12 protein-coding genes are annotated in these 15,123 nt (G+C 39.1%); 7 read left to right on the top strand and 5 right to left on the bottom strand.

Features of this window, described 5'->3' with window-relative positions; all coding sequences use genetic code 11:
• Positions 1-37: 37 nt before the first annotated feature.
• The gene (locus MHI11_RS03125) at positions 38-937 is read right to left on the bottom strand and encodes a cation diffusion facilitator family transporter (RefSeq protein WP_044141457.1); all 900 of its coding nucleotides are present in this window, start codon (positions 935-937) and stop codon (positions 38-40) included.
• Positions 938-1,419: 482 nt separating this feature from the next.
• On the opposite strand from MHI11_RS03125, the gene gabP reads away from it, so the two are divergent.
• The 3 genes from gabP (at position 1,420) to MHI11_RS03110 (ending at position 5,099) form a co-directional block, all read left to right on the top strand.
• Positions 1,420-2,808, top strand: a complete 1,389-nt coding sequence (gabP, locus tag MHI11_RS03120) for a GABA permease (protein WP_340960398.1) — start codon at positions 1,420-1,422, stop codon at positions 2,806-2,808.
• 97 nt (positions 2,809-2,905) lie between these two features.
• Positions 2,906-4,435, top strand: a complete 1,530-nt coding sequence (locus MHI11_RS03115) for a multicopper oxidase family protein (RefSeq protein WP_340960396.1) — start codon at positions 2,906-2,908, stop codon at positions 4,433-4,435.
• Between the two features lie 289 nt (positions 4,436-4,724).
• The gene (locus tag MHI11_RS03110) at positions 4,725-5,099 is read left to right on the top strand and encodes a carboxymuconolactone decarboxylase family protein (RefSeq protein ID WP_003214068.1); all 375 of its coding nucleotides are present in this window, start codon (positions 4,725-4,727) and stop codon (positions 5,097-5,099) included.
• Positions 5,100-5,315: 216 nt separating this feature from the next.
• Here the strand turns inward: MHI11_RS03110 and MHI11_RS03105 are convergent, their stop codons facing one another.
• Both MHI11_RS03105 and MHI11_RS03100 read right to left on the bottom strand, forming a co-directional pair.
• On the bottom strand, positions 5,316-6,365 hold the full coding sequence (locus MHI11_RS03105; RefSeq protein ID WP_340960394.1) for a hypothetical protein: 1,050 nt from the start codon (positions 6,363-6,365) through the stop codon (positions 5,316-5,318).
• Positions 6,366-6,438: 73 nt separating this feature from the next.
• Positions 6,439-6,807, bottom strand: coding sequence for a septal ring lytic transglycosylase RlpA family protein (locus tag MHI11_RS03100; RefSeq protein ID WP_044141453.1), 369 nt, complete (start codon positions 6,805-6,807; stop codon positions 6,439-6,441).
• 524 nt (positions 6,808-7,331) lie between these two features.
• Between MHI11_RS03100 and MHI11_RS03090 the strand changes: the two genes are divergently transcribed.
• Positions 7,332-8,684, top strand: coding sequence for an IS1182 family transposase (locus tag MHI11_RS03090; RefSeq protein ID WP_340960392.1), 1,353 nt, complete (start codon positions 7,332-7,334; stop codon positions 8,682-8,684).
• 211 nt (positions 8,685-8,895) lie between these two features.
• Positions 8,896-9,363, top strand: a complete 468-nt coding sequence (locus MHI11_RS03085; protein WP_340960390.1) for a hypothetical protein — start codon at positions 8,896-8,898, stop codon at positions 9,361-9,363.
• 48 nt (positions 9,364-9,411) lie between these two features.
• Here MHI11_RS03085 and MHI11_RS03080 read toward each other — a convergent pair whose 3' ends face one another.
• A complete protein-coding gene (locus tag MHI11_RS03080) occupies positions 9,412-9,849 on the bottom strand; it encodes a hypothetical protein (RefSeq protein WP_340960388.1) in 438 nt (145 codons plus the stop codon).
• Positions 9,850-10,089: 240 nt separating this feature from the next.
• Between MHI11_RS03080 and MHI11_RS03075 the strand changes: the two genes are divergently transcribed.
• Positions 10,090-11,240 (top strand): IS3 family transposase gene (locus MHI11_RS03075; RefSeq protein WP_106030396.1). Its coding sequence is split into 2 segments (ribosomal slippage): positions 10,090-10,363 and positions 10,363-11,240, totalling 1,152 coding nucleotides; the frame shifts between segments, so codons are not numbered across the junction.
• A gap of 470 nt (positions 11,241-11,710) precedes the next feature.
• Here MHI11_RS03075 and MHI11_RS03070 read toward each other — a convergent pair.
• Entirely contained in the window at positions 11,711-13,318 is a 1,608-nt protein-coding gene (locus MHI11_RS03070) for an AlwI family type II restriction endonuclease (protein ID WP_340960386.1), read from the bottom strand.
• Positions 13,319-13,829: 511 nt separating this feature from the next.
• On the opposite strand from MHI11_RS03070, the gene MHI11_RS03065 reads away from it, so the two are divergent.
• Positions 13,830-15,023, top strand: coding sequence for a DNA cytosine methyltransferase (locus tag MHI11_RS03065; RefSeq protein WP_340960384.1), 1,194 nt, complete (start codon positions 13,830-13,832; stop codon positions 15,021-15,023).
• The last annotated feature ends 100 nt before the right edge of the window (positions 15,024-15,123 follow it).

The following is a 15,123-nucleotide window of genomic DNA, read 5'->3' as shown; positions in this document are numbered from 1 at the left end:
GCATAAAACATCAACACGTAGAAAAAAAGAAGCCTTCTCACGATGGAAAAGACTTCTTCTCTTCTTTTGGCTCACCTGCTGGCTCCATATGAACATGAGAGTGTAAAATATCATGTTCCTTCTTCATTCTACGTTCGATCTCATCTGCAATATCATGGCTTTCTGCAATGTTCAAGTGCGGCTCGACCTCCACTACTACATCCACATGGACCGTACTTCCGAGATACCGTGCCTTAATATCTTTCAAATCGCCCACCCCAGGTGTTGCTTCAATGGTCTCTTTATATTTGGACATATCTTTTATATGAAAACCGTCCGTTAACGAATGAGAAGCATCTCTGAAAATCTCCCACGCCGTTTTACAAATAATGAGGCCAATCACAAACGCTGCAAGCGTATCAATCCATGCCAGTTGAAATTGAGAGGCGATAATCCCTACAAATGTTCCGATACTCACATACGCATCTGATTTATTATCAGCTGCTGCTGCATGAAGAGCTTGGCTATTGATCCGTTTGGACAGATTGCGGTTGTAAATATACACACCATACATCACCACAGCACTTCCTGCTGCCGTCCAAGCTGCGATCATATCAGGCGTTTGATGCTCAGATGAGAAGAGCGACTGGCCTGCACTCAGCAGAACCTGAAGTCCAACAAGCATCATAATAAAGGACGCCACAAGAGACGCAATATTCTCTGCTCTAAAATGACCGTATGGATGATCTTCATCAGGCGGCTTTTGAGAAATACGCAATCCAATCAACACTGCAAGGGATGCAATAATATCCGTCGTATTATTCAATCCATCTGCCGAAAGAGCCTCTGAATGAAACGTATACCCAATTAGAAGTTTCACCGCAGATAAGATCACATAGGCAATGATGCTGACCCAAGCACCTGTTTCACCTTGTCTTAATTCGTTATAGCGCTCCATGTCGAACCGCGCCTCCTCACACATCACTTTTCTATTATTTATCTTACAAAGCAAAGCCCGTGTGGGTCTACAGCAACATGATTCGCTTGTGTCAGCAAAATAGGATACATAGAAATGTGTTGACCTAAGTAAACTTATTTTTATAAGGTCAATTGACCTCAAGACCTACTCCCATCAACCTTTTTCCAATTCACTCTGTGATGATCATATTTGCAATATCACTCTTTCCGGTAAATTATCAGAATAATTTTATTTTGAGACACAACTTCTCCCCATCCGATCTTATGCTATTTTTAAGAATGAACAGCGGAAAAAGAGGGAACATAATCTCTCAAATCCTTTTTACTTTTTAACATCATGTTAAGAGGTTTGAAATGTCAGTTTGATAACCTGTCCAATGCTGAATGACAATTCAGTATGATAAAATTTAAAATATTCTAAAAACAAATTCTCTATGAAGAGAAATGTTTGGAGGTAAAGACATGTCCAACATGACAAACGGTCTTCAAAAAAATCTTAAAACAAGACATATTTCAATGATCTCCATTGCTGGGGTTATTGGCGCAGGGCTATTTGTTGGTAGCGGCGCTGTCATTCATTCTGCAGGACCTGGATCCATTCTTTCCTATTCTTTTGCCGGACTTCTCGTGATCTTTATTATGAGAATGCTTGGAGAAATGGCATGCGCCTATCCGACAAGCGGTTCCTTCTCACAGTATGCGAGCGATGCCATCGGTCCATGGGCCGGTTTTACAATTGGCTGGCTTTATTGGTTCTTCTGGGTGATTGTCATCGCCATCGAAGCCATTGCTGGTGCTGCCATTATTCAGTATTGGTATGGAGATGCACCTGTTTGGCTCACAAGTCTTATCCTCACTATCCTCTTAACATTAACAAATATCTTTTCTGTTAAATCTTTTGGCGAATTTGAATACTGGTTCTCATTAATAAAAGTCGTCAGCATTATTCTCTTTCTACTCATCGGTTTTGCATTTATCTTTGGTTTTGGTGATCATCATACTGTAGGTCTTGCCAATTTAACGGGGAACGGTGGTTTCCTTCCAAATGGATTCAGCTCTGTTTTACTCGGAATTGTCGTCGTCATCTTTTCCTTCATGGGAACCGAGATTGTGGCAATAGCTGCCGGAGAATCAGCAGACCCGGTCAAGTCTGTGACCACAGCTACCCGTTCTGTTGTATGGCGTATCATCGTGTTCTACGTCGGATCCATCGCTGTCGTTGTGACCTTGCTTCCATGGAATTCAGCGAATATTTTAACAAGCCCATTCGTTGCGGTATTAGAATACATCGGCGTTCCATCAGCTGCTCAAGTCATGAACGTCATTGTTTTAACAGCTGTTCTATCTTGCTTAAACTCTGGGTTGTACACAACGTCCAGAATGCTTTATTCATTGGCTGAAAGAGGTGAAGCACCGAAACGCTTTATGAAAATCAGCAAACGTGGTGTTCCTGTAGCGGCTACAGTCGCAGGCACCTTCTTTTCCTACATTGCCGTCATGATGAACTACTTTTATCCTGAAACCATCTTTTTGTTCTTAGTCAACGCATCCGGCGCCATTGCCCTTCTTGTCTATTTGGTCATTGCTGTTTCACAATTAAGAATGCGCCGTAAAATCGAAAAAGAAAATCCAGAACAGCTCAAAATCAAAATGTGGCTGTTCCCATATCTCACGTACTTTACCATTTTGATCATTTGCGCCATCTTGGTATCGATGCTGTTTATCGAATCAATGAGACCGCAGCTCATTTTGACGAGTATCATTACCTTCGGTGTGCTTGCCGCTTATTTCATCTTTAAACCGAATAAAAAAGTGCCTGCAAATGCAGCGCTTGAAAATAAACATCCGTAAAGTTCCCGCTGAAAAGCGGGTTTTTTATTTTATTCACCTATTTTGATGTCCGCACTTATACTGTATCAAATTGGATTTTAAGTGAGGATTAGATAACATGAACCTAGAAAAATTTGTTGACGAGCTGCCAATTCCAGAAATTGCGGAGCCCGTCAAAAAGAACCCAAAACAAACGTATTATGAAATCGCAATGGAGGAGGTATTTCTAAAAGTTCATAGAGACCTGCCCCCAACCAAGCTATGGACCTATAATGGCAGTTTGCCTGGTCCAACCATTCATGCGAATCGAAATGAAAAAGTCAAAGTGAAATGGATGAACAAATTGCCACTTAAGCATTTTCTACCGGTCGATCACACCATTCACGAAGGCCATCATGATGAACCAGAAGTCAAAACCGTCGTTCATTTACATGGCGGCGTCACACCAGCAAGCAGTGACGGCTATCCAGAGGCTTGGTTTTCACGAGACTTTGAAGCAACCGGCCCCTTCTTTGAACGAGAGGTGTACGAATACCCAAATCATCAGCAAGCCTGCACATTGTGGTATCACGATCATGCGATGGCATTGACACGATTAAATGTGTACGCCGGATTAGCTGGATTTTATTTGATTTCAGATGCGTTTGAAAAATCGCTAGAATTACCGAAGGGTGAGTATGATATTCCGCTAATGATCATGGACCGTACGTTTCAGGAGGATGGCGCACTGTTTTATCCAAGCAGACCAAACAACACGCCAGAAGACAGTGACATACCAGATCCGTCCATCGTGCCCTTCTTTTGTGGAGAAACCATTTTGGTCAATGGAAAAGTATGGCCGTATTTAGAAGTAGATCCGCGAAAATACCGTTTTCGTATTTTAAATGCGTCCAATACAAGAACTTACGAGCTGCATCTAGACAACGATGCGACGATTTTGCAAATTGGATCTGATGGCGGCTTTTTACCAAGACCTGTTCACCATCAATCCTTTAGCATTGCTCCTGCTGAACGCTTTGATGTCATCATCGATTTTTCAGCTTATGAAAACAAAACGATCATCCTTAAAAATAAAGCCGGCTGCGGACAGGAAGTGAATCCTGAAACAGATGCGAACATCATGCAATTTAAAGTCACACGTCCGCTAAAAGGGAGAGCACCTAAAACTTTACGGCCGATTTTCAAACCGCTTCCACCGCTTCGTCCTAGTCGAGCTGATAAAGAGCGTACGCTCACACTTAGCGGCACACAGGATAAATACGGCCGCCCCATTTTATTGCTAGATAACCAATTTTGGAATGACCCTGTCACGGAAAATCCTCGTCTTGGTAGTGTGGAGGTTTGGTCTATCGTCAATCCAACAAGGGGCACACATCCCATTCATTTACATCTTGTTCAATTTAGGGTGATAGACAGAAGACCATTTGATACAGAGGTCTATCAATCGACAGGAGACATTGTGTATACAGGACCGAACGAAGCCCCTCCTTTACATGAACAAGGCTACAAGGACACTATTCAAGCGCATGCCGGTGAAGTCATTCGGATCATCGCTCGCTTTGTTCCATACAGCGGTAGGTATGTGTGGCATTGCCATATATTAGAGCACGAGGATTATGACATGATGCGGCCGATGGATATTATTTAATAACATGAAACCGATCTCCCGTCACATGCGTAAACACATGTATTGAGTAACATCATTGGGAAGGGCTAACAGACAGCGATATATTAGCCCTTTCCTTCCTTTTCATTGAATCATTCTAAAATAAAACAATGCATGACTTGAAATGGCATTTATTTGTACATTCAACACTTAAAAAATTGACGCAGCAAACCGATAATACTACTATATACCCATTGCATCTATCAAAAGGCACATAAGCCACAATGAACGAACAAATGGAAAATTGCGATAAAAAACGGAGGAGTTCAATTTGAATGAAGAAAAAGAGACTTGCCAGATCACACAAGAAACAACGGCAGGTAACATAGAGAAGCTTTCAATTCAGAAAAACGAGAGCATTCGGTCAAATATTGAACAGCTAACAATTGAACTCGGTGAACAAAAAGAATTCAACCACTTCATTTTAGATGAAAAACAAAAGGCCATCAGTACATTATCTGCCCTTATTACAAAAGGCGATTGTGATGAAGAATTAAAGACTCATTTTGAACAAGCATTACATATCGGACTTTCTGTCATAGAGATCATGGAGATTATTAAGCACTGTACAAAAGTTGCTGGATTCCCTCACTCCATTAATGCCCTGTTTATCTTTCAAAACTTATTAGACAATAACACCAAATAAATCAGTGAAAACGAGAAGCCATCTGTCCTCTCGTTTTTTTATGTCCACTCATATTACTCTCTTTCCTTTCCTCTGTCACATAAGCAAAATATGAAAATACCACACGTTTCCCACCTTAAAAACTGATTTCCCTTACATAAATTCCTCAATTTCTGCAACATGTCAAACGGTAAAATAAAAAACGTCCAGTTATATAAAAATAACTGAACGTACCTTTTATCGATTGACAGTGAAATTGTTAACAATCCCGCCATCCTTCTCCCAAACGGCTTCCACTGTTTTCTTCTTGATATTGTATTCAAATATCGTTCTTACCTTTGCTTTTCGTCCGGTGTCATCCTTTAATTCCTTTGCGTTTTTAGCAACACCTAAGAAATAAACAGAAGACCCATCCGTAGAAAATTGCGGCTGTGCGGCACTTAAAATATGCACATCCTTACTGTTCTTAACGAGTGTCGCCTGTTTTCCTGTTTCTACATCAAGCATTTTAATAGAGGCTACTTCTTTTTCGTTTCGCACCTTCACTTCTGTATAAATCAATGTCTTATGATCTGGTGAAAATGAAATATCATTAATCGTTTGCGAGATACGTGCAATTCGCTTCCCTTTCGTGCCTGTTTGAACGGTGATCTTCATGGTCGTTGGTTCAGGGTCTCTTCCCTTCTCATTCGCTTCATCGGTTTTCTTGTAATCTTCTTTTAAGGAATAATGCTGGATTGCGAGAAGGTTTGATGCCGGTTCATATGCAAAAGAACTTACTGTGTCATCCTTACTTTTCTCTGGATACAATACCTTCACTTTGTGTGTGTTGACATCAAACATAGCAACATAAAATTGTTCCCCAGAATCCTTATTATACCTAAGATATAACTGTTTCCCGTCTCCAGACAGCCTCATACTGTCGATGGAATCATCACTCGTAAATAGCGTTTTTTCTTCATCCGTTTTTACATTCAGTTCTCGAATACTCACTTTTTGCGTGTCTTCATCCGTATACGTGTAATATAAAAGCTGTTTCGTAGAATCATAAGCAATCGAAGGATAGGCTGTCAGTTTCTCCGTATGAAGCGCCCGGTCATGCAAGTAATACGTATTGTTTAACTGTTGATCTGTAAATGAAACGAGTAATTCGTCTTTTGCATCCTGATTTGTTTTCACTTTTACCGCATGCTTCGGCTCTTGCCCCGGCTTCATCATAAAGAAAATGATGGCCGCAACCACTGCGACTCCGATGACCGTGATGATCCACCATGTTGATTTTTTCATTGTCTTTCAGACCCTCTCTACAAGAAAAGAAGCCAGAAAATGAACTTTTCCCGCTTCTTTGCATGCCTATGTATTAATAAGTGTAATGTCCTTTTACGACACCTTTACTTGTTTTAAACCCTAGTGCTTTGAATGCTTTTGGGCTGACGTCTAATACAGCGTTTGGCATTCTACCTACATCATATTTATATACTGTAATCACTTTATGTGGTTTCGCTTTTGTTGTCACTCTTAGTTTTGTACCTTTTTTTGGTACGTCAAATCCCATTTTAGTTGCTGCATCCCAATGACCGAGTTTTTTTCCATCTGCGCCTTTTTTACCGACACCATTATACCAAGTAATATTGCCGCTTACTTTTTTTGCACTTGCTCCATGTGAGAAACTAAACGCCAAAAATAAACTAGCTACTGTTACGATTGTCGCGATAAGCTTTTTATTCATTAAAAAATCCTCCGTATTTGGTTTCTGCACTTATTATACATGAAGATGCCCCCAGTTATTTTACAGTCACATTACAATTCGAATACAAATTGACCACTTTTTTATGACCGATTTTGTTCACAAAAAATACCAAAATCAGTCAGAACAATGTAAGTAGCCCCTCTCTTTCATTTTATATAATAAAAGGGAATCCAATATATGGAACGAATAGCTATTCACAAGCAAGCTTCTCAAATGTACAGCTTCGTGCGAATACATCAGGAAGTGTCTATAAAAAATGGGATGGGTCCATCAAATCAACGCTTTTACGTAAAAATTTAGAATCTGGTGCTGCAGTTCCTAAATTCACCGTCATTTCTTCTGTTCCATTAAGTACAAGCCTGTCAGCACAATAAGAAATAAAGCACCCGATAGAGGGTGCTCAGGCTGTCGAGAAAATCTTGACAGCCTTATTTTTTCCTTAAAGTTTCCAACTCCTCATTTTATAATAGAGAAAAGCATATTAAAGGAAGGTGTTTTTTCTCATGTTCCACACTAGAAATTCTTCTCAGCACGAAGCCGAATTTGTATTACTAGATCAACTGGTCGAAGAGGATCACCTACTTCGTAAAATTGATCAATACATTGATTTTTCATTTATCGTAGATAAAGTAAAACCGTATTATAGCGAGAATAAAGGTCGTCCTTCTCTTGATCCGCTTATTTTGTTCAAAATGATGTTTATCGGATACCTGTACGGTATCCGTTCTGAAAGACAACTCGAAAAAGAAATTTACTATAACATGGCGTATAGATGGTTCTTAGGTTTGAACATCAATGATCCCGTTCCCCATCACTCCACTATTAGTTGGAATCGTCGTACTCGATTTAAGGATACAACGATTTTTCAAGACATTTTCGATGAGATTGTGCTTCAAGCCATCAATCATGACATGGTAGGAGGCCGCGTTCTTTTTACTGATTCAACTCATCTTAAAGCCAATGCGAATAAACATAAATATACGAGAAAAACGATTGAACAAGATACCCAGAACTATATCAATGAATTAGAAGAAGCAGTCCAAGAAGATCGGGAGGCACATGGAAAAAAGCCCTTAAAGGTAAAAGAGGAGGTGAAAACGGAAAAAGACATTCGTCAAAGTATGACTGATCCTGATAGTGGCTATCTTTATCGCGAAAACAAGCCTGAAGGCTTTTTCTACCTAGACCACCGTACAACAGATATGAAGTACAATATCATCACTGATGCTCATGTCACGCCTGGCAATGTCCATGATTCTGTTCCATATCTTGATCGATTAGATCACCAAATCGCACGATTTGGTTTTCAAGTAGAAGCTGTTGCGCTTGATTCAGGTTATTTGACAACACCAATTTGTAAAGGTTTATCTGATCGACATATTTTTGGTGTCATTGCCCATAGACGTTTTCATCCAACAAGAGGATTATTTGAGAAGTGGAAATTTCAGTATGACTCTGAACATGATCATTACATATGCCCAAAGGGTGAGAAGCTTTTATATACGACAACTGATCGGAAAGGTTATCGATTCTACAAATCAGATCCTAAAAAATGTGCATCGTGTCTTTTCCTTGAAAGATGCACAAGGTCGAAAAATCATCAAAAAGTCATCTCAAGACACATATGGGAAGAATATAAAGAAAAGATCAGACAAAATCGTCTAACTGTCTCTGGAAAAGAGCTGTATAAAAAAAGAAAAGAAAAAATAGAGCGAACCTTTGCAGATTCAAAACAATTGCATGGGCTTCGCTACTGCCGGTTGAGGGGGAAACAAAATGTGAGTGAACAAGTTCTCCTCACAGCTGCGTGTCAGAACATGAAAAAGATTGCCACACACCTAGCAAAGCTGGGCTAGGTGTGTGGGAGGCCTTTTCATTAAATCTCATCCATCATAATTACGATGTAAATAAAAAAGATTGTAGAAAAACATGGATTTCTCTACAATCTGAGCACCCGATAGAGGGTGCTTTTTATTGTTCACAGCTTATCAACACTTCTCTTTTAATCAAAACAAGGATTCGTGGTAACATAAGCATACATACTTCGAAGAAAAAAGGAGATCGAACGTGAAAAAAAGTCTACTTGTTTTCATGAGTCTAGCTGTAATTCTCTGTATCCTAGCAGCTTGCTCAAATACGACGAAAGAACAAAAAACAGAAACTAAGGCACTTCCAACAATTAATGAACGCATTCAAAAGGAAACGAAAGAAGTGATGGAGCAGTCTAAGCTCATCAAAGACACTGACATCACCGTTGATCAAAAGAAAAAAATCATTTCTTTAAACGTAACGGCTTCCTCTGATACCAATAGTGATTACGCTGAAGTCATCGGTTTAAACTTTGCCAAAACACTGGCCATTGGAGCATCAACCGAAAAAGAAAACAATCTTCATAAACCAGAAAACGACAGCCTCGGCGCCCTCTATTCCTTTTATGACCTAAACATCACCGTGAAACAAGAAAACGGCAAAGTGCTCGCAAAAGGAAAGAAAAAAACAAATGAAACAAAAATCACCTGGGAAAGAGCCCAATAACTCCTTTATGGATTTTCTTACAACTAAAAAAGCTTGCAGAGAAGCACTCTACAAGCTTTTTTTAATGTTCATCTCGGTTAAATCGTCTCTCATAACATCGACCAGTTCGTGAATATCTAAGTGAGTTCTTGATGCTAATCGTACCAGTAAATCCTCTAAACACTCATACAAATGATGATCTCTCATTATATACTCCTCATATAACGGAATGACAAAGAAATAGAGCAAATCAGCGAATTCAAGTGCAGCGTCATCTTCATCCTCATCGTCTAACGCCTCTCCAACACTATGAATCAACCAATTTAAATCTTCTTTCTTTTCAATCGGAACATACATCAGCTGATGAATATAATCCGTATCCTTCGCTTGTAAAATCCGCTCCGCTGTTTCTTTTGATAGCGCACCAATCTCTGTAGAAGAAATATTCACAACCGTTAATTCGTCCACTGATCTTACTTGATTCATTTGCAGCAAGTTTTGGTCCATCTCGACTCACTCCCCATTCTCAGATACTCTTATTATAAGGAATTGATCTGATTTTTTATGGAAATAGTGGATTTTTTTATGTAATTTTAAAGAAAAGGTGACAGTATGATCGATGGTATCTCAAAACAAAAAAGCACTCTTGATCGGGACTGACCCCATAAGATGAGACAAATAAAAAACACCTTCAAGTTTGAAAATGGATCGTTGTGATCCGAAATAAAACATGGAGGTGTTTTTTCTATGGGGACAAGAGTGAGTTATCCGGTTGAAGTCAAACAGAAGGCTGTAGAAATGAGATTGGCAGGCGTACCTATGAAAGAGATCATGCAGAAATTGAATATCAAGAATAAGACGCAGGTTCAGACATGGGTGAGGTGGCATAAGGCTGGGGATACACACCGGTTCGAACAGCCTGTTGGAAAACAATATACCTATGGAAAGGGTCCCGAGTACTCTTCCGAATTAGAGAGACTGCAGGCAGAAAATCGCTATTTGAGTCAACAGAATGAAGTTTTAAAAAAGTACAACGAATTGGAAAGGAAGTTGATAAGGAAACGTCAATCAAACTGGTAGAAGAATTGTGCAAAACGATGACGGTACAGGACATCTGTGTCCATTTAGGCATCTTACGTACTTCGTATTATAGATGGAAAAAGGATTTGACTCAGAATCATTCTAAAAGACAACTAGAGAAACAGGTCGGCACGTTGTGCCGAAAGCACAAATATCGATATGGTTATCGAAAAATCACAGCCATACTAAAAAGGAGAATGCGTATTAACCATAAAACTGTTCAACGTATCATGCAGAAAAACCAGTGGCAATGCCGGGTTAAAATGAAAAAGCGTAAGAAGAATGGGCAGCCCTATGCCGTGGCCGGTAATATACTGGATCGGAACTTTCAGTCTGATCGCCCTCTTGAAAAACTAGTAACGGACATCACGTATTTGCCTTATGGACAGAAACAATTGTACCTTTCCAGTATCTTGGATTTATATAATGGAGAAGTGATTGCTTTTACGATTGGTGATAAGCAGGACACAGACTTTATCTTAAACACACTTAATCAGCTCCCAGCACTGCCTGAGAATTGCGTGTTACATAGCGATCAAGGTTCTGTGTATACATCTTACGAGTATCAGAAAGCTGTTCATATAAAAGGCATTACCATGAGCATGTCCCGTAAAGGGACGCCCGCTGATAATGCCTCCATCGAATCGTTTCATTCCTCACTAAAGTCTGAAACGTTCTATCTTAACAGGATTGACCGCACTACGACCAGCATCGTAGAACGCACTGTCAAAGAATACATTTATTATTATAACAACATTCGTATTCAAACGAAACTAAACAACCAATCACCGATAAACTATCGGCAATTGGCTGTATAAAGGTGTTTTGATCCCTGTCTCAAAAACGGGGGTCAGTCCCATCTTAAGAGCGCTTTTTCATTCTGCGCTTGTCCTTGATTTCTTTTGTCGGGATTCCTGCTAATCTCATTTGAACGGCCTCTTCTTTTATGCTAATTGGATAACTAACTCTTTTTCCCATACATAAACACCTCCAAATTGTTTTCAGGTATGCTATACCCGATTTTCAACTTAAAGGTGTTTTTATTTGTCTCACTTTATGGGGTCAGTCCCATTTGGAAGTGGGGTTTTAACTTGTTCTTTAATTATCACGCTTTTTCGCTCCAAACAATCCGAACACGATTGCCAGTGCAACAATAATCGCCACCCAAGTAGTCAAGCCCATATGATCACCGCTTTTCTTTTTTTAAAATAGGAATTGTGTCCATATGATCTCTTATTAAAGATTTTTTACAGTTGTGATAAAAGTGGATCGCTCTGCACTACTCTCATTAATTATGATTCAAAAATATTTGTAAGTCACTAAAACCTTTGTTTTGTATCTTTTCAATAAAGAGTTCAATACGTCTATTTTTTTGAATTTCATTTTCCATACAGTAATCAAGAAAACCTATTAATACTTCTCTTGTCATCATAATCCCCTCAATCTCTGTATTTACTAGTTTACTGCTAAGAGTTGTAATGGATTTAAGCTTTTTGTCTCCTGATAACTTACCGGATGTGACATATCCATAAAAAGATAATTTCTTTCCTTCATATTGAAGGTAATTTGGAATATACTCTGAGGCCATATAATTAGCTAGATTTTGTGAAAGTACAAAACCATTTGGATAATACTTTGTATCGATAATACCACATTTATCCTCATATTTTAGCAAAATTTCAATCTCTGTCTTTTTTCCATTTGCTTTTGGCTGATATAAGGCTTCAAAGCCGATAGCTTCAAATATTTTCAATGTTTCTTTTTCAAATTCTGCTGGTGTTAGTTCACCAAGATACCTCTCCACAAACTCTTCAGGTATGCTTGCAAATTTGTATGTTTCAGAACGAAGCCTATCTACAGCTTTCCGAGCTTCATTTGGCCCTATAGCTGGAATAAAATACGAAAGCAGTTCTTCACGTACCAATTCAGATGCATTTGGAATGCTATTTAGAACAGATTCAATTTTCCTCTGCATCTTGACATTGTTACTCGCAGGTTTCTCATCCCCAAAATCGCTCACTTTATAACTATCTACATCAAGTCCATTATTTTGTGCCATACGTTCGATTGAAATTAGATATCGTGTGTTATAAGGATAGCGGCTATCATAATAATTTAAAATACTCTGCGCTTCTCTCGCTAATGCAGGATCAGTCTTCAAAAATGCCTCTCCACGCTGATATTCGACAAGCGCAGTGTACTCGCATAATAGCATAAACGTATGTGCTACATCAGAATGAGCCTGGTAATAATCACGTGCTGATTTGTCATTTCTATCGCGATGATCATATTCAATAGCAATCTTTTGCTTCATCATCTCTTTTTCATTCTCACAGGCATTACGATAAGCAATAATCTTTTGAGCTATCTCTTCTAGTTGACTGTCCTGCTGTGCCGTCAGAACAAAATAGGTGATTTCTTCTTTTGTCAGACGGTAATTTAAATCAGGACGCTGCACAAGCTTAACTAAAAATCTAGCAGGACGTATGCGGAAGCTCTGATCGAATTTGGGACGGAAGCCAGCTTCCATAAAGTAAGCGTTTGGAATCTGAAGTGTTAAAATCTGCTTTTTTACGTTCTCATATTCTTTTATTCCTTTAATCAATGCCTGTCCTGATTTAGTTGGTTTAACCAGCCCCTCACTATTTATATAGCAGTAGGCAAAAGTCTTTAACATAGCACACCAAGTACGGCCTCCTGATCCATCAGCACTAATATTGTTCCTCTTTAATCCTTTAGAGGCTAATACCGCCTCATAGTGTTTATGTATTTCCCTATTACCCTGCCATTTTACAGTAAATTTTTGCGTTGCTTCAGCCAATGCTTTTATGGCGTCCGCATGAAATTTCGGATCTCTTTCTGGTCTTGTAATAAACCATACTTTTCGTTCTGCCAATTTCCCATCCTCCTTACAATTTTCATTTTAATGCACTTAGAATATCTTTTCTTGTTTTTAAGTTTTTTTGCTGTTTAACCTTTATAATATTTCAAAAATAACCTTTTAATTGCAAGCCTTTTGCTTCCACAGCTAAACCTAGTAAATCTAATTTTAATACATTTCCAGAAGGATTTATATGGAAAATATATGCCATCAATTTAATTGTGGATGCTTATACGATTAATGAAAGAAGCACTGTAATATAAAGGTAATAATTATCTAAAATAAACAATAGTGTTATCGCCATCTTTGATAGCTAGGTTATTGCCTCCACCTAAGTTTTAGTTTTTAATCAGTATGCACATATCTAATGTAGTTTAATTATAGTGAAAAATCTCTAATTTTTTATAAAGCACTTCTTTAGACTTTATTTTTTAAAAAAAACGTGTAAAATAAATAGCGTATCAGTATGCAAGAACATACTTTCGTAAAACGTTGATTATATAAAAATATGAGAAGAGGTTTTGTTATGATTTTTAAAAAGGGCGAACTCTTTAATGGACCCGGCGGCCTCAGTCTTGGTGCTAAATTAGCAGGATTTACACATCCAGAAACGGGCAAAGAATGGCGTATAGAGCATGTCTGGGCAAATGACTTTGATCCAAATGCGTGTAGCACATTTCGTTACAATATTTGCGGTGATTTAGAAGATCAATCTGTCTTTTGCGGACCAGTACAGCAGCTTCCTATTGGCGATAAAACAGTTCTAGAGGAAATTGATTGTTTCGCGTTTGGATTTCCCTGCAACGATTACAGCAATGTTGGTGAAAAGCAGGGATTAAACGGTACATACGGTCCTCTTTATTCATACGGGGTAAAAGTGCTGGAAGAATACCAGCCGAAATTCTTTGTAGCAGAGAATGTTGGTGGACTCCAAAGCGCTAACGAAGGAAAGGCATTCATTAAAATCTTAACAGAGCTTGAGGAATGCGGTTACAAATTAACGCCTCACCTGTACAAATTTGAAGAATACGGTGTCCCACAGGCACGGCACCGTATTATCATTGTTGGTATCAGAAATGACTGGGCTGCAAAAGGTGTAGAGTTCAGAGTACCGGCGCCAACTACACTAGCCTCTACAGACTATGTTACGTCTAAAAAGGCAATTACTGAGCCGCCGATTCCTGAAGATGCACCAAATCATGAAATACCTAAACACACTAAGAAGGTACAGGAAATGCTGAGCTACATTCCGCCGGGCGAAAATGCCTGGTATGCTGGAATTCCAGAAGATCTTCAGCTTAATGTAAAGGGAGCACGCTTAAGTTCAATTTACAAACGTCTTGACCCGGATCGGCCGGCTTATACAGTGACTGGCAGCGGCGGCGGCGGAACTCATATGTATCATTGGAAAGAGCTTCGTGCGCTTACAAATCGGGAACGTGCCCGCCTGCAGACTTTTCCAGATGACTTTGTATTTCAGGGAAGCAAAGAAGCAGTCAGAAAGCAGATTGGCATGGCAGTACCAGTTAAGGGAGCGAAGATTGTATTTGAAGCCATTTTGAAATCATTCGCTAAGATAGATTATGAATGGATAGAACCCGCAAAAAAGCTACAGCTTGAAAATTTACGCGGACAGAGAAAGGTAACAATTGATGAAGTGAAGAATTCACAAGATAAACCGGTTGAAAAATTAGATAGTCAAATAGAACTGAATATATAACAAAAAAGACGGCGCCGATATTAAGGTTCCGTCTTTTGAGCTTTTTATCCCAGTATTCCTGATTGCTTTTTGGACGATTTCATTGTATCTAGTAGCCATG

The organism is Bacillus sp. FSL K6-3312, assembly GCF_038007485.1.
Taxonomy (GTDB): Bacteria; Bacillota; Bacilli; order Bacillales; family Bacillaceae; genus Bacillus; species Bacillus pumilus.
The sequence above is the reverse complement of the archived record's forward strand: the minus strand, read 5'-3'. Positions and strand labels throughout refer to the sequence as shown.

Coding starts and splice junctions, on each gene's coding strand:
- gabP (WP_340960398.1), top strand. CDS start 1,420: ATGTCCAACATGACAAACGGTCTTCAAAAAAATCTTAAAACAAGACAT.
- MHI11_RS03125 (WP_044141457.1), bottom strand. CDS start 937: ATGGAGCGCTATAACGAATTAAGACAAGGTGAAACAGGTGCTTGGGTC.
- MHI11_RS03105 (WP_340960394.1), bottom strand. CDS start 6,365: ATGAAAAAATCAACATGGTGGATCATCACGGTCATCGGAGTCGCAGTG.
- MHI11_RS03080 (WP_340960388.1), bottom strand. CDS start 9,849: ATGGACCAAAACTTGCTGCAAATGAATCAAGTAAGATCAGTGGACGAA.
- MHI11_RS03065 (WP_340960384.1), top strand. CDS start 13,830: ATGATTTTTAAAAAGGGCGAACTCTTTAATGGACCCGGCGGCCTCAGT.
- MHI11_RS03115 (WP_340960396.1), top strand. CDS start 2,906: ATGAACCTAGAAAAATTTGTTGACGAGCTGCCAATTCCAGAAATTGCG.
- MHI11_RS03100 (WP_044141453.1), bottom strand. CDS start 6,807: ATGAATAAAAAGCTTATCGCGACAATCGTAACAGTAGCTAGTTTATTT.
- MHI11_RS03090 (WP_340960392.1), top strand. CDS start 7,332: ATGTTCCACACTAGAAATTCTTCTCAGCACGAAGCCGAATTTGTATTA.